Annotated in this window: 21 protein-coding genes; 14 read left to right on the forward strand and 7 right to left on the reverse strand. The window is 72.9% G+C overall.

Features of this window, described 5'->3' with window-relative positions; translation table 11 throughout:
• Positions 1-65: 65 nt before the first annotated feature.
• The 3 genes from ygfZ to DS079_RS10535 form a co-directional block, all read right to left on the reverse strand.
• Positions 66-1,199: a CAF17-like 4Fe-4S cluster assembly/insertion protein YgfZ gene (gene ygfZ, locus DS079_RS10525; protein ID WP_164736203.1), complete on the reverse strand. Its 1,134-nt coding sequence runs from the start codon at positions 1,197-1,199 to the stop codon at positions 66-68.
• Positions 1,192-1,833: a heme-binding beta-barrel domain-containing protein gene (locus DS079_RS10530; protein ID WP_010549555.1), complete on the reverse strand. Its 642-nt coding sequence runs from the start codon at positions 1,831-1,833 to the stop codon at positions 1,192-1,194. Before DS079_RS10530 ends, ygfZ begins: the two co-directional genes overlap by 8 nt.
• Before the next feature lie 137 nt (positions 1,834-1,970).
• Complete coding sequence (locus DS079_RS10535; RefSeq protein WP_126987367.1) at positions 1,971-2,720, reverse strand: hypothetical protein; 750 nt, start codon at positions 2,718-2,720, stop codon at positions 1,971-1,973.
• Between the two features lie 148 nt (positions 2,721-2,868).
• On the opposite strand from DS079_RS10535, the gene mshD reads away from it, so the two are divergent.
• From mshD to DS079_RS10585, 10 genes are all read left to right on the forward strand, one after another.
• The gene (mshD, locus tag DS079_RS10540; protein WP_126987369.1) at positions 2,869-3,756 is read left to right on the forward strand and encodes a mycothiol synthase; all 888 of its coding nucleotides are present in this window, start codon (positions 2,869-2,871) and stop codon (positions 3,754-3,756) included.
• Entirely contained in the window at positions 3,753-4,703 is a 951-nt protein-coding gene (locus DS079_RS10545; RefSeq protein ID WP_164736204.1) for an NUDIX hydrolase, read from the forward strand. Before mshD ends, DS079_RS10545 begins: the two co-directional genes overlap by 4 nt.
• A 22-nt stretch (positions 4,704-4,725) precedes the next feature.
• On the forward strand, positions 4,726-5,286 hold the full coding sequence (locus DS079_RS10550) for a DUF4190 domain-containing protein (protein WP_126987372.1): 561 nt from the start codon (positions 4,726-4,728) through the stop codon (positions 5,284-5,286).
• Positions 5,287-5,505: 219 nt separating this feature from the next.
• On the forward strand, positions 5,506-6,642 hold the full coding sequence (pstS, locus tag DS079_RS10555; protein WP_126987375.1) for a phosphate ABC transporter substrate-binding protein PstS: 1,137 nt from the start codon (positions 5,506-5,508) through the stop codon (positions 6,640-6,642).
• A 120-nt stretch (positions 6,643-6,762) separates the two neighbouring features.
• Complete coding sequence (gene pstC, locus DS079_RS10560; RefSeq protein ID WP_126987378.1) at positions 6,763-7,725, forward strand: phosphate ABC transporter permease subunit PstC; 963 nt, start codon at positions 6,763-6,765, stop codon at positions 7,723-7,725.
• A gap of 10 nt (positions 7,726-7,735) precedes the next feature.
• A complete protein-coding gene (pstA, locus tag DS079_RS10565; RefSeq protein ID WP_126987381.1) occupies positions 7,736-8,902 on the forward strand; it encodes a phosphate ABC transporter permease PstA in 1,167 nt (388 codons plus the stop codon).
• 29 nt (positions 8,903-8,931) lie between these two features.
• Complete coding sequence (pstB, locus tag DS079_RS10570) at positions 8,932-9,717, forward strand: phosphate ABC transporter ATP-binding protein PstB (protein WP_010549563.1); 786 nt, start codon at positions 8,932-8,934, stop codon at positions 9,715-9,717.
• Between the two features lie 232 nt (positions 9,718-9,949).
• Positions 9,950-10,726: an ABC transporter ATP-binding protein gene (locus tag DS079_RS10575; protein ID WP_126987384.1), complete on the forward strand. Its 777-nt coding sequence runs from the start codon at positions 9,950-9,952 to the stop codon at positions 10,724-10,726.
• A complete protein-coding gene (locus tag DS079_RS10580) occupies positions 10,723-12,084 on the forward strand; it encodes an FtsX-like permease family protein (RefSeq protein ID WP_126987387.1) in 1,362 nt (453 codons plus the stop codon). The genes DS079_RS10575 and DS079_RS10580 overlap by 4 nt, the downstream gene beginning before the upstream one ends.
• Before the next feature lie 65 nt (positions 12,085-12,149).
• Entirely contained in the window at positions 12,150-12,476 is a 327-nt protein-coding gene (locus DS079_RS10585; protein WP_010549566.1) for a rhodanese-like domain-containing protein, read from the forward strand.
• 10 nt (positions 12,477-12,486) lie between these two features.
• On the opposite strand, the gene DS079_RS10590 is transcribed toward DS079_RS10585, so the two are convergent.
• Positions 12,487-13,254, reverse strand: a complete 768-nt coding sequence (locus tag DS079_RS10590) for a CPBP family intramembrane glutamic endopeptidase (RefSeq protein ID WP_164736205.1) — start codon at positions 13,252-13,254, stop codon at positions 12,487-12,489.
• 36 nt (positions 13,255-13,290) lie between these two features.
• Between DS079_RS10590 and DS079_RS10595 the strand changes: the two genes are divergently transcribed.
• A complete protein-coding gene (locus tag DS079_RS10595) occupies positions 13,291-14,016 on the forward strand; it encodes an SDR family oxidoreductase (RefSeq protein ID WP_126987393.1) in 726 nt (241 codons plus the stop codon).
• 106 nt (positions 14,017-14,122) lie between these two features.
• On the opposite strand, the gene purB is transcribed toward DS079_RS10595, so the two are convergent.
• Positions 14,123-15,538 (reverse strand): adenylosuccinate lyase, encoded by a 1,416-nt coding sequence (gene purB, locus DS079_RS10600; protein ID WP_126987396.1) that lies wholly within the window; start codon positions 15,536-15,538, stop codon positions 14,123-14,125.
• A gap of 148 nt (positions 15,539-15,686) precedes the next feature.
• Entirely contained in the window at positions 15,687-16,085 is a 399-nt protein-coding gene (locus tag DS079_RS10605; RefSeq protein ID WP_053918306.1) for a phage holin family protein, read from the reverse strand.
• A gap of 318 nt (positions 16,086-16,403) precedes the next feature.
• Here DS079_RS10605 and DS079_RS10610 point away from each other — a divergent pair, with 318 nt between their 5' ends.
• Entirely contained in the window at positions 16,404-17,513 is a 1,110-nt protein-coding gene (locus DS079_RS10610) for a histidinol-phosphate transaminase (protein ID WP_126987399.1), read from the forward strand.
• A 299-nt stretch (positions 17,514-17,812) separates the two neighbouring features.
• Here DS079_RS10610 and trpB read toward each other — a convergent pair whose 3' ends face one another.
• Positions 17,813-19,117 (reverse strand): tryptophan synthase subunit beta, encoded by a 1,305-nt coding sequence (trpB, locus tag DS079_RS10615; RefSeq protein ID WP_126987402.1) that lies wholly within the window; start codon positions 19,115-19,117, stop codon positions 17,813-17,815.
• Positions 19,118-19,488: 371 nt separating this feature from the next.
• On the opposite strand from trpB, the gene DS079_RS10620 reads away from it, so the two are divergent.
• A complete protein-coding gene (locus tag DS079_RS10620; RefSeq protein ID WP_126987404.1) occupies positions 19,489-20,823 on the forward strand; it encodes an MFS transporter in 1,335 nt (444 codons plus the stop codon).
• Between the two features lie 150 nt (positions 20,824-20,973).
• Positions 20,974-22,269, forward strand: coding sequence for a Gfo/Idh/MocA family protein (locus DS079_RS10625; RefSeq protein ID WP_126987407.1), 1,296 nt, complete (start codon positions 20,974-20,976; stop codon positions 22,267-22,269).
• Positions 22,270-22,582 lie beyond the last annotated feature (313 nt).

The raw sequence follows: 22,582 nt of genomic DNA on the forward strand, positions 1-22,582 counted from the left end.
CGAGCACAGCGGGGCCGGGCAGGAGGTGCGGTGCAGGGGATGTGCGAAGAGCGTGGAGGCGGGGCTCAGAGCTTCGCGGTCGCGGGACGCTCGCCGTGGTCGCGAGGTACCACGACCGGCTCCTGGGAGGCGTCGATCCAGAGCGCCCCGGTCTCGCCGTCGGCCTCGCCGAGGAGCACCTGCACGGACAGCGCGGCATCCAGCGGCACCGCCCGACGCACGACGGCGAGGGCGATCGGGCCGAGGTCTGCATGGAGGGCCGCGGAGGTGACGGCGCCGACGACCTTCCCGTCGGCCCCGCCCAGGCGCACCTCGCCGCCGGCGGCGACGGGGACGTCCTGGGAGCCGTCGAGATGGAGCATCACCAGGCGCCGCGGCGGCTGGCCCAGGTTCAGCACCTTCGCGACGGTCTCCTGGCCGCGATAGCAGCCCTTGGCGGTGTGCACGCTGGTGCGCAGCAGGTCGAGCTCGTGCGGGATGGTGCGCTCGTCGACCTCGCGCGCCTGGCGGGCGCGATGGTCCGCGATCCGCACCGCCTCCCAGGAGCTCATCCCGGCCAGCTGCCGCTCCTGCCAGGGCAGCGCCTCGAGCGCCGCGGCGGGGAAGACCGAGAGGACCTGGCCGGCCGGGTCCTCGGGCGCAGGGCCGTAGGCGACGCCGCCGGGGGCGACCTCGGGCCAGGGCTCGGACCACACGGCGACGGGCTCGGGCAGGTCGAGGTCCGCGAGCACCTCGGCCGCCGGGGCGAGAGCGCCCAGGACCCGCAGGTCGTCGCGATCGAGGATCTCGACCCGGGCGGCGAAGCGCATCAGCTCCAGGTAGCGGCGCAGTCCCGCGCGCGCCCCGGCGTCGAGGACCAGCAGCAGCGACTCCTCGCCGATCACGACGGCCGCGGCGAGATGCTCGACGCGGCCCTGCGGGGAGAGCACCGCGAGGGAGGACGAGGCGCCGACGGGCGTGCCGGTGAGGACCTGGGTGGAGACCGTGGTCATCCAGCTGCGGGCGTCGGCGCCGCTGACCTCGAGCAGCTCGAGCTGGCCGAGGTCGACGACGGCCTCCCGCTCCAGCAGGCGGCGCTGCTCGCGCAGCGGGGCGCCGTAGTGGGCGGGCACGGACTCGTCCGGGCCCTCGCCGAGGACCGCGCCGCGCAGGGACAGGGGGCGGATCTCGCGCACGGGACCGGACACGGGATCAGACACGATGCAGCTCCAGGGAGAGGTGGGGGAGGAGCGCCGTCTCGCCGGGCGCACCCTCGGGGGCGGGGCCGCGCTGCTCCCAGAGCCACATGAGGCGTCCGGAGATGTAGCCGACCATGCGCGTCGCGGCGACCTCGCCGTCGGCGCCGGGCAGGGCGAGCTGCAGGCGCGGCCCGCGGACCTCGCCGCGCCAGGTCTCCGCGGCCTCGCCGCGGCGCTCGAAGCGCGCCTCCAGATGATGGGAGAGCTGCCCCTCGGGGCTGCCGGGGCGTGCCGCCTCGGCGGCGGCGCGGTCCTGCCCGGGCAGGAGATCGCCGACGGTCCACACGCCGTCCTCGCGGTGCAGCAGGCTCCGCTCGCCGGTCGACGGCGCGGCGGAGGCGTCGTCGTCCCCGTCCTCCGCGCGGGCGAAGGCGCTCGTGGGCGGCAGGGGAGCGGGGGCGTCGACCCGGTGGATCGTCGAGCGCCAGGCGAGGGTGCCGTCCTCCTGGGCGGTGCACACGAGACGCTGCTCGACGCGCACGTCAGGGGTGTCCGGGGACGGGGCGGCGAGGGCACCGCTGCCCTCCCACTCGCCGATCAGCCAGGCGAGCGGGTACAGGGAGCGGGGGAGGGAGGGGTCGAGCGTGATGGGCATCGGTGCCGCAGGGCGCTCAGTGGTTGAACAGGCGGCTGATCACCAGCACGGAGAAGCCGAGGACGAGGATGCCCACCAGGACGACGAGGGCGAGGAAGAACAGCGACAGCGCAGACATGGCGACGAGTCTACCGTCGTCAGCCGAACAGTGTGATCGCGAGATGCGCGAGGACGCCCACGGTCGCGACAGGCACCGCCGCCACCGCCAGCGAGGGGACCGGCTCGTGCGCGACGAGCGAGGAGCCCACCAGCAGATGGGCGCTGCTCGCCCCGATCGCCGTCGCCACGCCCAGCATCACCGCGATCGGCAGGGCGAGCGAGGCCAGCGACACCGCGAGCAGGCACGTCAGACCCGCCCCCACCGCCACCGAGAGCACGAAGCGGGGCAGCGCGGGCAGCGGCGTCCAGTCCAGCAGCAGCGTCGCGGCGAGGCCCGTCGCGACGGCGGTGACCACGGCCGTGCTCCCGGAGGCCTGGGCGTCGACCTGGGCGATCACCCAGGTCGCGGCGAGCCCGGCGAGGAAGACCCCGGCGACCGTGCCCGTGAGCGAGGAGGTGAGGTCGCGGCGGTCGCGCCGGAGCATCTGATGGACGAAGGAGGCGAAGATTCCCACCGCGCACAGCATCACGATCGCGGAGACGGGGGTGAGGCGCTCGGGGACGAGGACCGCGAGCAGCGCGCCGCCGATCCCGGTGCCGGCGACGACCACGCGGGTCCCGATCGCGGAGGGCAGCTCGAGCAGCCCGGGCCAGGAGATCCCGATCAGCAGCCCGAGCAGGGCGACGGAGGTCGCCATCAGCACGGGGGAGAGGGGGCCGGTGAGCGAGACGAGCGCCAGGAGCAGCGCGAGGGCGGCGCCGAGGGGTGCGCGCTCGGGAGCGGTCACGGGGCCTCCCTCGCTGTCTCTGCCGGTCGCTCGATGGGTCGCCGACGGCTCGAGGTCCGCGGCGCTACAGTGGCAGTCTACGAGTGCCCGCAGGTGGAGGCATACTCGTGCCGCTCACCACCGCCGTCCGTCGTCCCGGAAGGACCCCATGATCTCCACGGCCGAGCTGTCACAGGAGCACCGTGACCAGATCCTCGATCTGCTCGGCGCGGTGACCGCGCACGACGGCGTCTCCCCGCTCGACGAGGCGGCGAGCCTCGCGCTCGACGGCGACGGCGCCCGGCACCTGCTCCGCCTCGAGGGGGACCGCGCGGTCGCCTACGCCGGCGTGCTCGCCGACGGCACCGTCCAGGGGATGGTGCGCCCGGAGGTGCGCCGCCGCGGCCACGGCACCGCCCTGCTCGAGGCCGCGCTCTCCGACCGGCCCGACGCCGGGGTCTGGGCGCACGGCGCGCTCGAGGGCTCCCTCGCCTTCCTCTCCGCGGCCGGGCTCGTCGAGACGCGCCGCCTGCTCACCCTGCACCGCGCGCTCGGGGCCGATGCCGCGCTCGAGCCCGTGCCCGAGTCCTCCCTGTCCGGGCTGACCCTGGGCGTCTTCGACCCGGTGCGCGACGCGGACGCCTGGGTCGGGGTCAACTCCCGCGCCTTCGCCTCCCATCCCGAGCAGGGGGCACTCACCCGCGCGGACCTGGAACAGCGCCTCGCCCAGCCCTGGTTCGACGCCGAGGACATGGTCGTCGCCCGTCGCGACGGGGAGCTGATCGGATTCGTCTGGGTCAAGCGGGAGCGGCCCGGCGCGACGGACGCCGACGCCGAGATCTACGTCGTGGCGACCGACCCGGCGGTGCAGGGGCACCGCATCGCGGCGGTGCTGCTGGCGACCGCGCTGCGTCGCCTGGCCGAGGGCGGGGTCCCCGGCGTCGAGCTCTACGTCGAGGCGGACAACACCGCCGCGCTGCGCCTGTACGAGCGCTGGGGCTTCGAGGTCTCGGGCCGCGACGTGCAGATGCGCCGTCCCGCAGCGGCCTCGGCATGAGCGTGAGCGTCGGCCCGGGCAAACCGCCTCCCGTCCTCGCCGCCGGCGCCCTCGCCTGGCGCGAGAAGGGCGGGAAGCTCCAGGTGCTGCTCGTGCACCGGCCCCGCTACGACGACTGGTCGGTCCCCAAGGGCAAGCTCGACAAGGGCGAGACCTTCCCCGCGGCCGCGGTGCGGGAGGTCGCCGAGGAGACCGGGTACCGGGTGCGCCTGCACCGGCCGCTGCCCGCCTCCGTGTACCTGCTGCCGGACGGGCGCACCAAGATCGTCCAGTACTGGCTCGGCACGGTCCGGGCGAAGGTCGCGCCCGGTCCGGAGAACGCCGCCGAGATCGACAAGGTCCGCTGGGTCCCGCTGGCGGAGGCCGAGGGGATGGTCGCGCGCCAGGGCGACCAGGTCCTCCTGCAGTCGCTGCGACGCTTCGCGGAGGCGGGGGAGCTGCGCACGGCGCCCGTCGTGATCCAGCGCCACGGCGCGGCGGTCTCCCGGTCGAAGTGGCGCCGCGGGGAGGGGGCCCGCCCCTTGAACTCGAAGGGGAAGAAGCAGGCCAAGGCCCTCCCGCCGCTGCTGGACGCCTTCGACCCGGGGAGCGTGGTGAGCAGCCCGTGGGAGCGGTGCCTGAGCACCGTCGAGCCGCTGGCGAAGAACGAGGGCCTCACGGTGCGGACCAAGGGCGAGCTCACCGAGGCCGGCCACGCGGAGCACCCCTCCCGCACCGAGGCGGTCATCGATCGGGTGCTGAGCGAGGCGCGGCCGACGGTCGTGTGCACGCACCGTCCTGTGCTCCCCACGGTCATCGAGGCGGTGCGCCGGGTCTCTCGGCCCGGCGCGGCCCTCGAGCTGCCGCGCGAGGACCCCTATCTCGCCGCCGGCGAGGCCCTGCTGCTGCACGTCACGCCCGAGGGCGTCGTGGTGGCGATCGAACGACACCTGCCGAACATCGGCTGACGACGGACTGGAGAGAGCACGGATGAGCACGCAGTGGGGGCAGGACCCGTACGGGCCCTCGTCGGAGCGGTACGACCCGTACGGGTCCTCGGCGTCGGCGGACCCGTACGGCAGTGCGGAGCAGCACGAGGCGGCGGACCCGTACGGCACGGCAGATCGTCACGGCACGGCGGATCCGTACGGCGCGGCCGATCCGCACGGGGCCCCGCAGCGCGGTGCCGGGGTGCAGGATCCCTACGCCTCCCTCCCCTCGGGGCTGTCCCAGGGCCGCTACGCCGCCCCGGGCTATGCCGTCGCGGTGCAGCCGGCGCCGCAGAGCTCAGGGCTCGGGATCGCCGGCTTCGTGGTCGGCCTGCTCGGGCTCACCCTGTGCGGAACGCTCGTCTCGCCCGTCGGCCTGGTGCTGTCGATCCTGGGCATGCGGGAGACGTCCCCGACCGCGACCCCGCCGAAGGGAGGCCGCGGGCTCACGATCACCGGGCTGATCCTCTCGATCATCGGCACGGTCGCGCTGCTGCTCATCATCGCCTACTTCGTGGTCATGTTCGTGATCGCAGGGGTGGCCGCCAGCTCCGGCTACTGAGGGGTATGCCGAACGTGTCCCAGCCCACTGGAAGTCGGACGAAACGGGAGTGTGATCCGTTCGTGATCCGGCCATGACCTGCGAGTTCATGGGGGCGGGAGGGCTGTTCACCCGGTGTTCACACAACGACGGGCCCCGCGTCATCTCCCCTCCCTAGGTTCGCCGCTGACAGACGTCAGCAGGTGTGAACCCGGGCCGAAGGCCCCGAAAGGACTCGCAGTGAACGTTCGCAAGAACAAGCTCGTCTCGCTCGCAGCGCTCGGACTCGTCGGCGGCCTCGCGCTGTCCGCGTGCGGCGGCGGCTCGGACAACGGCGGCACGGACGGCGCCTCCGACGGCGGCGGCGCGGCAGGCGGCTACGCGGAGCTCTCCGGCAACCTCGCCGGCTCGGGCGCGTCCTCGATGCAGAACGCCCAGACCGCGTGGACCGAGTCCTTCATGGGCCTCACCCAGGCCGAGGGCGGCGACCTCACGGTCACCTACGACCCCACCGGCTCCGGCACCGGCCGTGAGCAGTTCCTCTCCGGCCAGGTGCAGTTCGCCGGCACCGACGCCGCCCTGGACGAGGAGGAGCTCACCAAGTCCGCCGAGGTGTGCAACGACTCGCAGGCCTTCGACCTGCCGGTCTACATCTCCCCGATCGCCGTGGTCTTCAACCTCGAGGGCGTCGACTCCCTGAACCTGACCCCCGAGGTCATCGCCGGGATCTTCGCGGGCGACATCACCAAGTGGAACGACCCGGCGATCGCCGAGTCGAACCCGGACGCCGAGCTGCCCGACCTGGACATCGTGCCGGTCCACCGCTCCGACGACTCGGGCACCACCGAGAACTTCACCGAGTACCTCTCGGAGACCGCGCCCGACGCGTGGACCCACGGTCCGGTCGAGACCTGGCCCATCGACGGCGGCCAGTCCGGCGACGGCACCTCCGGCCTGATCTCCACCGTCGAGGGCGGCAACGGCACCATCGGCTACGCCGACGCCTCGCAGGCCGGCAACCTCGGCACCGCCGCGATCCAGGTCGGCGACGAGTTCGTCGAGTACAGCGCCGATGCCGCCGCCAAGGCCGTCGACGTCTCCCCGCGCGAGGAGGGTCGCGAGGAGAACGACATCGTCGTGGAGCTCGACCGCACCACCGAGGAGGCCGGCGTCTACCCGATCGTGCTCGTCTCCTACCTCGCACTGTGCGGCTCCTACGCGGACTCCGCACAGGGCGAGGCCGTCAAGGCCTACGCCTCCTACATGATCTCCGAGGAGGGCCAGGCCACCGCTGCCGAGGCCGCCGGCTCCGCCCCGATCTCCGAGGAGCTGCGCACCGAGGCCCAGGCTGCGATCGACGGCATCACCGTCGGCTGATCCCGCCGCCTCACGACAGCATGTCGCCGGGCCGTACCGGCCCGGCGACATCGCTGTCCCCGCCGTCATCACCCCGGCCAGCGCACCGTGCGCGAACCGTGAGCTCGGAGGAAGGTCCCCATGAGCACAGCTGACATCGAACCGGACGCGGCATCGGCCCCGCCCGCCTCCATGAAGTCCGGTGGCCGCCGTTTCGGCGACGCGCTCTTCAACGCCCTGAGCGTCGGCTCCGGGCTCCTCATCTTCGTCACCCTCGCCGCGGTGGCCATCTTCCTCACCCTGGAGTCCCTCCCCGCGATCATCGCGAGCCGGGAGTTCTCCGGCTCCGCGGACTTCTCGCTGATCGAGTACTCCCTGCCGCTCGTGTTCGGCACCGTGCTCGCCTCCGCGATCGCGCTGGTGATCGCGATCCCGATCTCCCTCGGCATCGCCCTGTTCATCTCGCACTTCGCGCCGCGCCGCCTGGCCTCGGCTCTCGGCTACATGATCGATCTGCTCGCCGCCGTGCCCTCGGTCGTCTACGGCCTGTGGGGCGGCGTATGGCTGGTCCCCAAGCTCGAGCCGCTCTACGTCTTCCTCAACACCTACTTCGGCTGGATCCCGCTGTTCGCCGGCGAGCCGACCGCCCCGATGCGCAACCTCGCCTCCGCCTCCGTGGTCCTGGCCGTGATGGTCCTGCCGATCATCACCGCGGTCTCCCGCGAGGTCTTCCTGCAGACCCCGCGCCTGCAGGAGGAGGCCGCGCTCGCGCTCGGCGCCACCCGCTGGGAGACCATCCGCACCGTCGTGCTGCCCTTCGGCCGCGGCGGCGTGGTCGCCGCGTCGATGCTGGGCCTCGGCCGTGCGCTCGGCGAGACCATGGCCGTGCTGATGATCCTCGCGCCCGGCGCGACCTTCTCCCTGCACATCCTCGAGGTCGGCCGCCACAACTCGATCGCCGCGAACATCGCGTCGAAGCAGGCGGAGGCCTCCGGCGTCGACATGTCCCTGCTCATCTTCACCGGCCTGGTGCTGTTCGTGCTGACCTTCGTCATCAACGCCATCGCCCGGTGGATCGTCGCCCGCAGCGGCCCCAAGAGCTGAGAGGTCCCCCATGAGCACCCCCACCACCGTGCGGACCGAGCCCTCGGTCCACCGCCCCCGCGACGAGCGCCGCCTGCCCTGGTACCACCTCGTCTTCACCGGGATCGCGGGCCTCCTGGTCGCCATCGCCGTGCTGGCGATCGTCGGCGCCCTCTCGGTCACCAGCGCCATCCTGCTGGGATTCGTCCTCCACCTGCTCTTCGGCTGGGGCTACTCGCTCCTGCGCGAGGGCCCCCGCTGGGCGACCGACCGGCTCATGACCCTGCTGGTCATCGGCGCGTTCGCGATCTCGATGTTCCCGCTGCTGTCGCTGCTGTGGTCAGTGATCTCCCGCGGCCTGACCCGCGTGATCGCCGCGAGGCCGACCACCTTCGCGTTCTGGACCGAGGACATGTCCGGCATCATCGGCGGCGCGGACGCCGGCGGCGTCTTCCACGCGATCGTCGGCACGCTGCTGATCACGCTGTGGGCCTCGATCATCTCGATCCCCGTCGGCCTGTTCACCGCGATCTTCCTGGTCGAGTACGCGAACGTGGGCTGGAAGCGGACCCTCGGTCGCGGCGTCACCTTCCTCGTCGACGTGATGACCGGCATCCCCTCGATCGTGGCGGGCCTGTTCGGCCTGGCGGTGTTCATCGCCTTCATGCCCGACCAGTCCGTGCGCATGGGCATCATGGGCGCCGTCGCGCTCTCGCTGCTGATGATCCCCACCGTGGTCCGCAACAGCGAGGAGATGCTCCGCCTGGTCCCCATGGACCTGCGCGAGGCCGCCTACGCGCTCGGCGTGCCCAAGTGGCTCACGATCGTCAAGGTGGTGCTGCGCACCGCGATCGCGGGCCTGACCACCGGCATCACCCTCGCCATCGCCCGCGTCATCGGCGAGACCGCGCCGCTGCTGCTCACGGTCGGCATGGTCACCTCGGTGAACTGGAACATGTTCGACGGCCGCATGGCGACCCTGCCCACCTTCATCAACCAGCAGTACCGCAACGGCAACGCGAACTGCATGTCGGACACGGTCACCAACCCGATCAACCAGGAGGTGTACGCCTGTGCGGTCAGCACCAACATCGACCGCGCCTGGGCGGCCGCCTTCACCCTGATCGTGATCGTGATGGTCCTGAACATCATCGCGCGCATGATCAGCCACTACTTCTCCCCGAAGCTCAGCCGCTGAGCCGGGCCACCCACGCGAAAGGACATCTGATGGCAGCCCCCCAGCCCATCAACGTCGAGGACCTGAACATCTACTACGGCGACTTCCTCGCCGTCGAGGGTGTCGACGTGCAGATCCGGCCCCGTTCGGTCACGGCCCTCATCGGCCCCTCCGGCTGCGGCAAGTCGACCTTCCTGCGCACGCTGAACCGCATGCACGAGGTCATCCCCGGCGCGTACGCGAAGGGCAAGGTCGAGATCAACGGCGAGGACATCTACGACGCCAAGGTCGACCCGGTCAACGTGCGTCGCCGCGTCGGCATGGTGTTCCAGAAGGCCAACCCCTTCCCGACCATGTCGATCCGCGACAACGTGCTCGCGGGCGTGAAGCTCAACAACCGCCGGATCTCGAAGTCCGCGGCCGACGAGCTGGTCGAGCGCGCGCTGAAGGGCGCGAACCTCTGGAACGAGGTCAAGGACCGTCTCGACAAGCCCGGCATGGGCCTGTCCGGCGGTCAGCAGCAGCGTCTGTGCATCGCCCGCACCATCGCGGTCAAGCCCGAGGTCGTCCTCATGGACGAGCCCTGCTCGGCGCTCGACCCGATCTCCACCCTCGCGATCGAGGACCTCATCCACGAGCTGAAGGAGGAGTACACGATCGTCATCGTCACGCACAACATGCAGCAGGCGTCCCGCGTCTCCGACCGCACCGGCTTCTTCAATATCGCCGGCACCGGCAAGCCCGGGCACCTCATCGAGATCGACGACACCGACACGATCTTCACCAACCCCAGCAACAAGCAGACCGAGGACTACATCTCCGGCCGCTTCGGCTGATCGACGTACTGGCGAGGAACGAGCCGGTAGGAGATCAGCCAGGTGGACGGGGTCTGATCGACGTACTGGCGAGGAGCGCCGGGACCCCGGGCCGAGTGCCCGGGTCCCGGCGCTCCGTCGTCCCGGGGCCGACGGTCGCATCCGGGCGTCATCCCACGGTCTGACGCCGCCTGTGCGGAACCGATCCCCGGGTGGACGCGGTGGGAGGGGTCCGCGGCGGATCGTGGGGGACATGAACTTCGCACCCCCTGCCTCGCATCCCTCCGTCGTCCCGTCGGCGCCCGCCCATCCCACGCCGGTCCTCTCCGCCCGGGGGCTCGTGCGCACCTACGGCAGCGACCAGACCGCCACCCGCGCCCTCGACGGCGTGGACCTCGACATCGCCCGCGCCGACTCCCTCGCCGTGATGGGCCCCTCCGGCTGCGGCAAGACCACCCTGCTGCACGTGCTCGCCGGCATCCTCGCCCCGACCTCCGGGACGGTGCGCCTGGACGGCGAGGCCCTCGCCGAGCTCGGGGACCGCCGGCGCACCCTGCTGCGCCGCAGCGAGTTCGGCTTCGTCTTCCAGGACGGCCAGCTGCTGCCCGAGCTGACCGCGGTCGAGAACGTGATCCTCCCGCGCATGCTCGGCGGCACCTCGCGCCGTGCCGCGACCGCCGAGGCCACCGCCTGGCTGGACCGGCTCGGCCTCGCCGGGATGCACCACCGCCGTCCGACCCAGCTCTCCGGCGGTCAGGCCCAGCGCGTCGCGGTCGCCCGCGCGCTCGCGGGGCGTCCGTCGGTCGTCTTCGCCGACGAGCCCACCGGCGCCCTGGACCAGGAGACCGGACAGTCCGTCCTCGCGACGCTCGTCGACGCGTGTGCCGAGACCGGTGCGAGCCTGGTCATGGTCACCCACGACGCCAAGGTCGCCGCGGCCTGCCGGCGCACCGTCGCGATGCGCGACGGCCGGATCGCCCGCGAGTACGTGCGTCCCGAGGGCGCGCAGGGCACGGGGGACGCCCGATGAACGCCCTGCTCGCCTCCGCCCCGCTCCTGCTGCGCCGCCGCGGCGCCCTCGCCGACGTCCTGCCCGTGATCGCCTTCGCCGCGGCGACCGCGATCACCGGGACCGTGCTCGGCGGCGCCGCCGCCTTCGTCGGCCGCCTCCCCGCCGACGGCGAGGTCGCCTTCGAGGGGGAGGCCTCGTTGATCCCCTTCCTGGTCTCCTGCGCGATGGTCGCCTCGGTGCTGCTGATCCCGAGCGCCGTCGGCCTCGGCGGCTCCGCAGCGCGGCTCTCGCTCGCCCGGCGCGAGCAGGACCTCGCCTCGATCCGTCTCGTCGGCGGCACCGCCGGCCAGGTCGGCGCCGTGGCGGTCCTCGACGTCGCGGCGCAGGCGCTGCTCGGCGGGCTGCTCGGCGTGGTGCTGCACCTGGTCGTGACCCCGCCCCTGACCGCGCTCGACTTCGGGATCGCCCCGTTCACCACCGCGGACCTGCTGATGCCGTGGTGGGCGTATCCGCTGCTGGTGATCGGCATGGTCCTGCTCGCCGCGGGCTCCGCCGCCGTCTCCCTCACCGGAGTGGTGCTCAGCCCCCTCGGCGTCGCCCGCGACTCCCGCACCGTGCGGATGTCCGTGGTCCGCCTGGTGATCTGGGCGGTGCTGATCCTCGGCTTCCTCGTGTTCATGCAGGTGGGCGGCGCGATCTTCGGCGGTGTCGCCGACGGGATGCTGTTCCTCGGGATCATGATCGTGTTCATCGGCGCGGTCGTCGCCGGGGTGAACGTGGTCGGCCCGTTCCTCGTCTGGGGCGTCGCGCTGCTCGCGGCGCGCACGGCCCCGACCCCTGCGCTGATGGTCGGCGCGAGGCGCCTCGCCGCGGACCCGAAGTCCGGCTGGAGGGCCGTCTCAGGTATCACCTTCGCCCTGGTCATCGCGGGCTTCCTCACCACCCTCGCCACGATCGTCCCGGCCGACGGGGCCCGTGCGGTCGAGGACCGGATGATGGCCACCGCCATGTCCACCGGTGGGCTGCTCACCCTCGGCATCGCGGCCGTCCTCGCCGCGGTCAGCACCGGCGTCACGCAGACCGCGCGGGTGATCGACCAGGCACCGGTGCTGCGCGCCCAGCACATCGCCGGCGCCGAGGTGGGCCAGCTGCACCGGGCCCGCATCGCGGAGATCACGCTGCCGGTGCTGCTGAGCTCGGTGCTGGCGACCTTCACCGCCCTGCTCGTCGTGCTGTCGGTGCTGGGGTCCGGCGCCGCCGATCCGAGCGCGGCGGTGCGCTACCTGGTCAGCGTCGCCGGGGCCTACGCCCTGGTGATCCTCGCCGTGCTCGTCGCCTCCCCGCTCGTGCGCCGGTACGCGATGCGCACCGCCTGAGCGGCACCTCCGCGTGCCCCGCCCCGCCTTCCCGCGGGGCGGGGCACGGCCGTTAGGCTGGGGCGATGGACATGCAGACCGTCGCCCCGCAGGACGTGCCCGAGGGTGCGCATCTCATCGACGTGCGCGAGCAGGCCGAATGGGATGCCGGGCACGCCCCCACCGCCCAGCACCTCCCGGCGAGCACGCTCCTGCAGAACCTCGAGCAGCTCCCGGAGACGGACGAGGACCTGTACATCGTCTGCCGCAGCGGCGGACGCTCCTTCCAGGTCGCGCAGTGGCTGAACGCCAACGGGTTCGACGCGATCAACGTCGGCGGCGGCATGGACCAGTGGTTCGAGTCCGGGCTGCCGATCGAGTCCGACGGCGAGGGCGAGGCCTTCATCCTCTGAGGCGCCTCCCTCAGAGCGGCAGCACGTCCTTCAGCAGCGCGTAGCCCACGAACGCGGCCACGTCGAGGAGGGTGTGCGCCACGACCAGCGGCATCGTCCGACGGGTGCGTCGGTACCACTCGCCGAACACCAGCCCCATCACCAGGTTCGCGAGCCCCGGGCCCACCCCCTGATAGGTGTGGTACGCGCCGCGCAGCAGGGCCGAGGCGAGCAGGATCCGCCCCGGCGACCAGCCGAGCCGTTCGAGGCGCTGGTAGAGGTAGCCGACCACGATCACCTCCTCGAGCAGCGCGTTCTTCAGCGCGTGGAGGATCAGCACCGGGGTGGTCCACCAGTGGGTCGCGAGCGTCGCCGGGATCACCTCCACGGTCGCGCCCAGAGCCCGGCCCAGGTAGTAGACGGCCAGCCCCGGCACCCCGATCGCGGCGGTGAGCAGCAGCCCGTGGCCCAGGTCCCGCAGCGGCCTGGCGAGGTCCAGCCCGAGGTCGCCGAGCGCCTGGTGCAGCGAGCCCGCGGTCGCGGCCAGCAGCAGCACCACCAGCACGACCGGCACCAGGGCGAAGGCGATCGAGAGCAGCTGGTACAGCAGGTCCAGCCACGCATCCTCCCGCAGCGAGGAGTTCAGCGAGGTCGACTGGCCGGAGAGGGGGCCGGCGGTGAGGGCCTGGGCCAGCGCGATCAGCGAGTACACGGCGCTGCGCCCCAGCGAGAGCGCCAGCACGATCAGCACCTCGGCGCGCAGCCAGGCCGGGCTCGGTCTCCACGTCTCCACGCGCACATGCTCTCACCCCGGCTCCGTGCCAGACTCGATCCCATGACTGCCTCGCATCCCGCTGCCCGCACCTCCCGTCCCGTCGTCCTGGTCACGGGCGCGAACCGGGGGATCGGCCGCGCCGTCGCGCACGAGCTGGCCGCCGACCACCACCTGCTGCTGGGCGGGCGGGACGAGCAGGCGCTCGCCGCGCTCGCCGCCGAGCTCCCGTCGGCCGAGCCCTTCGTCGCCGAGCTCACCGACCCCGCCGATCTCGACCGGGCGCTGACCGGCCTCGCCCTCGAGGAAGGACTCGCGGGCCTCGTCCACTCCGCCGGGATCCTGGTCAACGGCTCCGTCGAGGAGCTGACGCCCGCGGACTGGGAGCGGAACTTCGCGGTCAACGTCACCGCCGTCTCGGAGCTGACCCGGCGCCTGCTGCCCGCGCTGCGCGCGGCGCGCGGCACCGTCGTCGCCGTGAACTCGGGCTCCGGCTACGCCGCGAAGGGGGACCGCGGCGCCTACTCCGCCTCGAAGTTCGCGCTGCGCGCCTGGGCCGACGCGCTGCGCCAGGAGGAGCTCGCCGCGGGCGTGCGGGTCAGCTCGGTCCACCCCGGCCGGGTCGACACCGAGATGCAGCACGAGCTGCGCGCCGCCGAGCAGGGCGCCTACGAGGCCGAGCAGTACCTGCGTCCGGCCACGGTCGCCGCGGCGATCGGCTTCGTGCTGCGCGCCCCGGAGGACGCAGTGGTGACGAGCCTGGACCTGCGCCCCCGCGCGATCGGCTGACCCGGCGCGGCCGACGGGCCGGCCCGACCCGGGCCCCGTCCGCCGGAACCAGGACGACCCCTCCAGCTCGCCCGAGCAGGAGGGGTCGTCGGCCGTGCGGGGCGCGTCAGCCGCGCTGGTCGTCCAGGTGGCCGACGAGCTCGGCGGCGAGGCCCACGTAGGTCTGCGGGGTCAGGGCCAGCAGCCGCTCCTGCTCCGCCTCGGGAAGGCCGAGCGAGGAGATGAACTCGCGCATCCCCTCCCCGTCCACGCGGTGGCCGCGGGTGAGGTCCTTCAGCCGCTCGTAGGGGTTGTCCAGGCCCTCGTGGCCCTGCACGCCCAGGGTGCGCATCACGGACTGCACCGCCTCGCCGAGCACCTCCCAGTTGCCCTCGAGGTCCGCGGCCATCGCGTCGGCGTCGACGTCCAGGCCCGCCAGGCCCTTGCGGATGTTCGCGATCGCGAGCAGCGAGTGGCCCAGCGCCGGCCCGACGTTGCGCTGCGTGGTCGAGTCGGTGAGGTCGCGCTGCAGGCGCGAGGTGACCAGGGTCTGGGAGAGCACGTCCAACAGCGCGCCGGAGACCTCGAGGTTCGCCTCCGCGTTCTCGAAGCGGATGGGGTTGACCTTGTGGGGCATGGTCGAGGAGCCGGTGCCGCCCTGCGCGGACAGACGCTGGCGGAAGTAGCCCAGCGAGATGTAGGTCCACACGTCGGTGGCGAGGTTGTGCAGGATCCGGCCGGCGCGGGCGATGTCGGCGTAGACCTCCGCCTGCCAGTCGTGGGACTCGATCTGCGTGGTCAGCGGGTTCCAGGTCAGGCCCAGGTGCTCCACGAAGGTGCGCGCGATGCGCTCCCAGTCCGCGCCCGGCACGGACACGGCGTGCGCGGCGTAGGTGCCGGTCGCGCCGTTGATCTTGCCGAGCATCTGGTTCGCGGGGATGCGGCGGGCCTGGCGGCCCAGGCGGTGCGCGAAGACCGCCATCTCCTTGCCGAGGGTGGTGGGGGTCGCGGCCTGGCCGTGGGTGCGCGAGAGCATCGGCACCTCGGCGGTCTCGCGGGCGAGGGCCTCGAGGTCGTCGATCAGTGCCTCGAAGGCGGGCAGCCACACCTCGTGCACGGCCCCGCGGATCATCAGCGCGTAGGCGAGGTTGTTGACGTCCTCGCTGGTGCAGTAGATGTGCACGACCTCGGCGAGCGGCTCGAGGGAGGTGCCGGCCAGGCGGCGCTTGATGTAGTACTCGATCGCCTTGACGTCGTGGACGGTCTCCCGCTCGATCTCGGCGTGCTCGGCGATGCCGTCGGCGCCGAAGTCCTCCGGGATCGCGCGCAGCAGCGTCCGCTCGTCATCGGTCAGGGTGCGAAGACCGGGGATCACCTCGCCGTCCAGCAGGTGGATCATCCACTCGGTCTCCACCACCAGGCGGGAGCGGTTCAGCGCCGCCTCGGAGAGATGGTCGACCAGCGGCGCGACCTGGCCGCGGTAGCGGCCGTCGAGCGGGGTGAGGGCGATCGGGGGAGTGATGTCCGCGAAGGAGTGAGCCATGGCGGTCATTCTCCCAGAATCGTGCGCGCCCGCGCCGTCGGGGCCGACGGGCGGGCGCGGGGCCGGGGCGGGCGCGCGGCATCCGGCGCGGGGCCGACGGCCGGCGGGCGCACCGGGCGGCCGACGGCGCGTCGGGCGCGATCCGGGATCAGGCCCGCTCGCGGTCGCCCTCGCCGAGCCCGGTGACGGCCTCGACGATCCCCGAGAGGATCCCGATGATCACGCCGGCCAGCAGCGCCCACCAGAAGGTGTCGAACTCGAGGGTCAGGCCCACCAGTCCCGACACCCATCCGGCCAGCAGCAGCATCAGCGTGTTGATCACCAGCTGGAACAGCCCCAGCGTCAGACAGGTGATGGGGAAGGCCAGGAACGACAGCAGGGGCTTCACGATGGTGTTGATCAGCGCGAGGATGAGCGCGATCGCGCCGATCGTGAGGACCTGGCTGAGCAGGGTCGCCGAGTCGTCGCCCAGATGCATGCCGGGCAGGATCAGGGCCGTGACCCACAGCGCGAGGCCGGTGACGATGAGGTGTCCGAGGAATCGCATGGGGCCATTGTCCTCGCAATGCCTCGGCGGTGCATGGGGGAGAGCCCCCGTGGCCTCTCGGGGGAGCACTGTCACGCTGTCCGCATGCGACAGGACTCCTCCGTGCGCACGCCCGAGTCCGTGCGCACGCCCGAGGGCCGCGCCCTGCATCTCCACTCCCGCGGGGCGGGCGGTTCGTGGCCGCGGAGGACTCGGGCCACGTCATCGCCGCGACCGAGCCGGAGCTGATCGTGGGGGAGATCCGCCGCATGCTGGGGGGAGTGAGAGGCGCCCCGGACGCCCCTGCTCGGTCCGCGGCGCCGGGCATACCCTGGCGACATGTCCGATCCCGCCGCCCACCCCGACCAGCCCGCCGAGACGATCCGTCTGCGCCCCGCGCTCGAGAACCTGCCCGCCTACATCGCCGGGAAGCCCGCGGCCGACGACGGCATCCACCGCTACAAGGTCTCCTCGAACGAGTCGCACCTGCCGCCGATCCCCTCGGTGCGCGATGCCGCGGTCGCCGCGATGGAGTCCTCGAACCGCTACCCCGACGCCTCCGCGCAGCAGCTGCGCGCCGCGCTCGGGCAGAAGCACGGCGTGGACCCGGCGCAGATCGCGCTGTCCACCGGCTCCGTCGCGGTCTCCGGCGATCTCGTGCGCGCGGTGGTCGGCGAGGGGGACGAGGTCGTCTTCGCCTGGCGCTCCTTCGAGGCGTACCCGATCCTCGTCGGCTCCCACGGAGGCACCCCCGTGCCCGTGCCGCTGACCGCCGCGGGCGATCACGACCTCGAGGCGATGGCCGCGGCGGTCACCGAGCGCACCCGCCTGGTGCTGCTGTGCACCCCGAACAATCCCACCGGCCCCTCGCTGTCCACCGAGCAGGTCGAGGACTTCCTCGCCCGGGTCCCCGAGGACGTCGTCGTCGCGATCGACGAGGCCTACCGCGAGTTCCACGACCCCGCGACCGTGCTCGGCACCGCCGGGATCTTCCGCCGCCACGGCAACGTGGTGCTGCTGCGCACCTTCTCGAAGCTCCAGGGCCTGGCCGGGCTGCGCATCGGCTACGCCGTCGCCCATCCGCGGCTCGCCCGGGCGCTCGGCCAGGTCACCGTGCCCTTCGGCGCCGGGGCCCCCGCCCAGGCCGCGGCGCTCGCCTCGCTCGCCCCGGAGGCGGCCGAGGAGCTGGAGCGCCGCGCGGAGCGGATCCGCTCTGAGCGCTCGCGAGTGATGGCCGGACTGCGCGAGCAGGGCTGGGAGCTGCCCGCGAGCCAGGGCAACTTCGTCTACTTCCCGCTCGGGGAGCGCTCGGGGGAGTTCGCCGAGTTCGCCGACGCCCGCGGCCTCGTGCTGCGTGCCTACGGCACCGACGGGGTGCGCGCCACCATCGCGGAGGAGGAGGCGAACGACCGCCTGCTCGCCATCGCGGGGGAGTGGATCGCGGGCTGAGCCTCCGCCGGGCGCGCGGGACCGGCCGCACGGCGCCCGGCAGGTCTGCCGGGCGGGCGGCGCCTCAGACGCCGACGGGCTCCGGGGTCCGGACGACGTGCCCGAACCACGGCCTGGACGCCAGGTCCGTGGTCCGGACGATCACCGCGCCGAGCGGGAACATCGACACGGCGATCCCGAGACAGCCGGCGCAGTCGGTGAGATGGGCCAGGCAGCGGTGCCTCGCGAGGGGGTGCATGCCCACGAGCCAAGCACCGCCGCGGCCCGGCGGCAAGGGGACATCCGCGGTGACCAGCGGGTCACCGCACGAAGGCGTCGGCCTCCCCGGTCATCCCGATCTGCTCGGCGACGTAGTCGATGTCCTTGTCGCCGCGCCCGGAGAGGTTCACCAGCAGGTGCGTCTCACGGCCCAACGTCGGCGCGATCCGGATCGCATGGGCGAGGGCATGGGCGGACTCGAGCGCGGGGATGATCCCCTCGGTGCGGCTGAGCAGACGGAAGGCATCGAGCACTGCCTCGTCTCCCTCGCGCGCGTACTCGACGCGGCCCAGCTCCCGCAGATGCACGTGCTGCGGTCCGACGCCGGGGTAGTCCAGGCCCGAGGCGATCGAGTGGACCTCGCCGGGCTCGCCGTCCTCGTCCTGCAGGACGAGGGTCTCCATCCCGTGCAGCATGCCGGGGCGGCCGAAGGTCATCGTCGCGGCGTGGCGGCCCGGCTCGTCGCCCTGCCCGCCGGGCTCGACCCCGATCAGCCGCACCTCCTCGTCCTCGAGATAGGCGGCGAAGGCGCCGATCGCGTTCGAGCCGCCGCCCACGCAGGCGATGACCGCGCCCGGCAGGCGGCCGTGCGCGGCGAGGTGCTGGGCACGGGACTCGCGCCCCACGACGGACTGGAAGTCGCGCACCATGTCCGGGAAGGGCGCCGGGCCCACCACGGACCCGATCGCGAAGAGGTACCGCTCGGGATCCGCGGCGTAGACGTCGAAGGCGGAGTCGACCGCCTCCTTCAGGGTGGCCTGGCCCGTCTCCACCGCGACCACCTTCGCGCCCAGCAGGCGCATGCGCACCACGTTCGGGCGCTGCTTGGCGACGTCGACCGCGCCCATGTGGATCTCGCACTCCAGGCCGACGAGCGCCGCGGCGGTCGCGAGCGCGACCCCATGCTGGCCGGCACCGGTCTCGGCGATCAGGGTGCGCTTGCCCATCCGCTTCGCCAGCAGCGCCTCGCCGATCGTGTGGTTGATCTTGTGGGCGCCGGTGTGGTTGAGGTCCTCGCGCTTGAGCAGGATCCGGGCCCCGCCGAGCTGGTCGGAGAGCCGGTCAGCGCTCGTGATCGGGGAGGGTCGGCCGACGACCTCGCGCAGCAGGCGCGAGTACTCCGCGAAGAACTCCTCGTCGTGCCGGGCCTCCTCGTAGGCGGCGGCGACCTCCGCCATCGGCTCCACGAGCGGCGGCGGCAGGATCGCGCCGCCGTGGTCGCCGAAGCGACCGCCGGTGTTCCCGGCGAAGGCGGGGGAGCGGGTGAGCGCCGCGGCCTCGGCGAGGGTGCGCGGGGCGGGAGCCCCGTCGACGACAGGGGCGGCGGGTGCGGTGGTGCTGGGCATGGGAACCTCCCGTGATCGGGCCCGGACCGGGAGGCTCGCAGAGACGAGAAGCCGCCCGGGTGACGGGCGGCTTCGGTGTCAGCGCATGCGACAGGGGACCGCCATCAGGCGGCCCACCAGCTGATCGTCGCGGCGCGCATGGCGGCACCATAGCCCAGCCCCGGCCGTGCTGCGCGCCGCGTCCGGCCGGCGACCCGGGCTCGGCCGACGGACGCCCCCGGTGATGCGGGGGAGGGGCGGACATCACTACCGGCCCCACGGTCGCCGCCGATAGTCTTGAGAGCGGTCGGGCCCCTGCCGCTGCGGGACGGGCGCCCGAGGCGTCCGGTCCGACTGCACGTCGCCCCGCACCTCCTCGCACGAAGGACCCCATGGCCGCCCCCGCCGTCCCTGTCCCCGCTGCCGCCCTCGGCGGCCCCCGCGCCTACGCGGTCTGGATCGCGGCGGTCACCGCCTATTCGATCGCCGTGCTGCAGCGCACCACGATGGGCGTCGCCGGGCTCGAGGCCGCGGACCGGTTCGGGGCCTCGGCGACCATCGTGTCGACCTTCGTGGTGCTCCAGCTCGGCGTCTACGCCCTCGCCCAGATCCCCGCCGGCGTGCTGCTGGACCGCTACGGCTCCCGCGTCACCCTCACCGCCGGCGCCGTGCTGATGGCGCTCGGCCAGGTGCTCATGTCCCAGACCGAGACCGTGGGCGTGGCGATGATCGCCCGCATCGTGCTCGGCGCAGGCGATGCGCTGACCTTCGCGAGCGCGATCCGGCTGGTCCCGGCCTGGTTCCCGCCCGGACGCGTGCCGCTGCTGACCCAGCTCACCGGCATCCTCGGCCAGGTCGGGCAGATTCTCTCCGCCGTCCCCTTCGTGGCCGTGCTGAGCGTGGCCGGCTGGACGCCCGCCTTCTCCTCCGCCGCGGCGCTCAGCGCGATCGCCGCCGGGCTGGTGCTCCTCGTCGTCCGCGCGACGCCGCCGGGGATGTCGCGGCCGACGGTGAAGCAGGACCTCCGACGGATCCCCGTGGTGCTGGGGCGGATCGTGCGCCACCCCTCGACGCAGCTGGGCTTCTTCACCCACTTCACGGCCGGGTTCCCCGGCATCGCGTTCTCGATGATGTGGGGCTACCCGTATCTCACCGCGGGGGAGGGGCTCAGCCGCCCCGCCGCCTCCGCGGTGATGACCGTGCTGGTGGTCGTCGCGATCGTCGGCGGTCCGCTGATCGGCGCGCTCACCCAGCGGCACCCGCTGCGCCGCTCCACGCTGGTGCTGCTGATCGTCGCGACGATCGTGGTGCCGCTGCTCGCGCTCGTGCTGTGGCCGGGCAACGCCCCGATGTGGCTGCTGATCGTGCTGGTCTCGGGCTTCTCGATCGGCGGCCCCGCGAGCTCCGTCGGCTTCGACTTCCCTCGCACGGACCTGGCCAAGCACCGGCTCGGCACCGCGACCGGCGCTGTGATCATGGGCGGCTTCATCGGCGCCCTCGTCGCGATCCTCCTGATCGGCGTGGTGCTGGACCTGCTGCGCCCCGACGGGGAGTACGACCTGGCCTCCTTCCGCCTCGCCTTCGCCGTTCAGCTCCCGCTGCTCGCGATCGGGGTGGTCGGGATGCTGATGACCCGTCGGAACCTGCGCCGACGGATGGCCGTGCAGGGTCGCGAGGTCCCGCCGTGGCGCGAGGTGTGGCGCTCGGGGCGCTGGCGCCAGCTCTGAGGAGCCCCTGTCCCGTCGGCCCCGGAGCCCGTCGGTCGGGCTCGGTCCGCTCCGCGGCCGCCGTCGGGGCCCTCGTCGGCCGGGCCGGGCTTGCCGCCGTCCCCGCCGTGCCGTAGCGTTCCTCCCAACACTTACTTTCAAGGAGGAAATATGTCGTTCACGCTGGGCATCGTCGGAATCGGCCAGTTCGGGTCCCACTTCGCGGAGCTCTTCGCCGCCCATCCCGACATCGACGCGCTCTACGCTGTCGACTCCGTCCCCGAGCGGATCGATGCCGTCGAGGCGCGAGGGGTCGCCTTCGCCGGCCGGTACGAGACCCTCGAGGACCTGCTCGCCTCCGACGTCGACGCCGTCGCGATCTTCACCCAGCGCTGGACCCACGGCCAGCACGCCCTGGCCGCCCTCCGCGCCGGCAAGCACGTCTACTCCGCGGTGCCGATGGCCATCGAGGGGGACGAGATCCGCCAGATCACCGAGGAGGTGCAGCGCACGGGGCTCGTCTACATGATGGGCGAGACCAGCCAGTACAACGCCGCCGTCGTCCTCGCCCGGCGCATCCACCGCTCCGGCGCGTTCGGCGAGGTGTTCTACGCCGAGGGCGACTACGTCCACGACATGGACCTCGGCTTCTACGACGCCTACAGGTACTCCGGCGGCGAGCAGTGGAAGTCCACCGCCTCCTACCCGCCGCTGCTCTACCCCACCCACTCCATCGGCGGGATCCTCGGCGTGCTGGGGGAGCGGCACGCCGTCTCCGTCTCGGCGCTGGGGCGCCCCGACACCCGCGGCGACGGGGTCTTCGACAAGGACGTCTCGATGTTCGGCAACGACGTCTCCAACGCCTTCGCCCTGTTCGGGATGGACAACGGCGGCGCCTTCCGCACCAACGAGCTGCGCCGCGTGGGCTACCCCTCCCACAAGCGCGAGAGCCGCTTCCGCTTCTTCGGCGAGGCCTCCTCCTTCGAGGAGACCATCGACGTCACCTACTGGCACGACAAGAAGGACGTGCTCGAGGTGACGGACCTGATCCGCACCGACCGCACCATGAGCCTGGACGACCCGCGGCTCGCGGACGTCTCGCCCACCCTGCGCGACGCCTTCGTCGCCGGCGCCTCCCGCGCCCACCACCAGGAGCGCCTGCCCGCCGAGTTCCAGGGCATGCCCAACGGGCACGAGGGTGCCCACCACTTCCTCGTCGACGACTTCGCGCGCGCCGTCGTCGGCGGGCACCAGCCCGTGGTCAACGCGTGGCAGGCCGCCCGCTACACGCTGCCCGGCGTCATCGCCCACCAGTCGATGAACCGCGGCGGCGAGCGGCTCGAGATCCACGACCTCGGCGACTGCCCGCTGCCCGTGGTCGACCTCGACGCCGAGCAGGAAGCCCTCGATCCGCAGGCGCTCGCCGCCGCGATCGAGGAGGCATCCGCGGTCGCCGCCGGCGCCTGACCGCCCGGTCCTGCTCGGCGTCGCCCGCCCGACGGTGCCGGGCGGCCGGTACTGCTCGGCGGCGCCGGCTGCGGGAGTCTGACGGCGGGACCTGCCCGGATCTGCTCCGCTCGCCCCGGTTGTTCGACGGGAGGTGCCAGAAAAGTGGTACCGGATGTCGAGCAACCGGGGCGGCGTCGTGTTCGGCCGCCTGTGCCCCTGTCGGAGGGCCGGGCGTCGCCGCGCCGCGACGAGGTGTTCCACCTCACTCCTGACGTGGTAACTTCACTCACACATGACCGAGAAGTGAAGTTTTCTCACCGGTGGGTGGGAG

The organism is Brachybacterium paraconglomeratum, from assembly GCF_003994255.1.
Lineage (GTDB): Bacteria > Actinomycetota > Actinomycetes > Actinomycetales > Dermabacteraceae > Brachybacterium > Brachybacterium conglomeratum.

Coding starts and splice junctions, on each gene's coding strand:
- DS079_RS10530 (WP_010549555.1), bottom strand. CDS start 1,833: ATGCCCATCACGCTCGACCCCTCCCTCCCCCGCTCCCTGTACCCGCTC.
- mshD (WP_126987369.1), top strand. CDS start 2,869: ATGATCTCCACGGCCGAGCTGTCACAGGAGCACCGTGACCAGATCCTC.
- DS079_RS10545 (WP_164736204.1), top strand. CDS start 3,753: ATGAGCGTGAGCGTCGGCCCGGGCAAACCGCCTCCCGTCCTCGCCGCC.
- DS079_RS10550 (WP_126987372.1), top strand. CDS start 4,726: ATGAGCACGCAGTGGGGGCAGGACCCGTACGGGCCCTCGTCGGAGCGG.
- pstC (WP_126987378.1), top strand. CDS start 6,763: ATGAGCACAGCTGACATCGAACCGGACGCGGCATCGGCCCCGCCCGCC.
- pstA (WP_126987381.1), top strand. CDS start 7,736: ATGAGCACCCCCACCACCGTGCGGACCGAGCCCTCGGTCCACCGCCCC.
- pstB (WP_010549563.1), top strand. CDS start 8,932: ATGGCAGCCCCCCAGCCCATCAACGTCGAGGACCTGAACATCTACTAC.
- DS079_RS10575 (WP_126987384.1), top strand. CDS start 9,950: ATGAACTTCGCACCCCCTGCCTCGCATCCCTCCGTCGTCCCGTCGGCG.
- DS079_RS10580 (WP_126987387.1), top strand. CDS start 10,723: ATGAACGCCCTGCTCGCCTCCGCCCCGCTCCTGCTGCGCCGCCGCGGC.
- DS079_RS10585 (WP_010549566.1), top strand. CDS start 12,150: ATGGACATGCAGACCGTCGCCCCGCAGGACGTGCCCGAGGGTGCGCAT.
- DS079_RS10595 (WP_126987393.1), top strand. CDS start 13,291: ATGACTGCCTCGCATCCCGCTGCCCGCACCTCCCGTCCCGTCGTCCTG.
- purB (WP_126987396.1), bottom strand. CDS start 15,538: ATGGCTCACTCCTTCGCGGACATCACTCCCCCGATCGCCCTCACCCCG.
- DS079_RS10605 (WP_053918306.1), bottom strand. CDS start 16,085: ATGCGATTCCTCGGACACCTCATCGTCACCGGCCTCGCGCTGTGGGTC.
- DS079_RS10610 (WP_126987399.1), top strand. CDS start 16,404: ATGTCCGATCCCGCCGCCCACCCCGACCAGCCCGCCGAGACGATCCGT.
- trpB (WP_126987402.1), bottom strand. CDS start 19,117: ATGCCCAGCACCACCGCACCCGCCGCCCCTGTCGTCGACGGGGCTCCC.
- DS079_RS10620 (WP_126987404.1), top strand. CDS start 19,489: ATGGCCGCCCCCGCCGTCCCTGTCCCCGCTGCCGCCCTCGGCGGCCCC.
- DS079_RS10625 (WP_126987407.1), top strand. CDS start 20,974: ATGTCGTTCACGCTGGGCATCGTCGGAATCGGCCAGTTCGGGTCCCAC.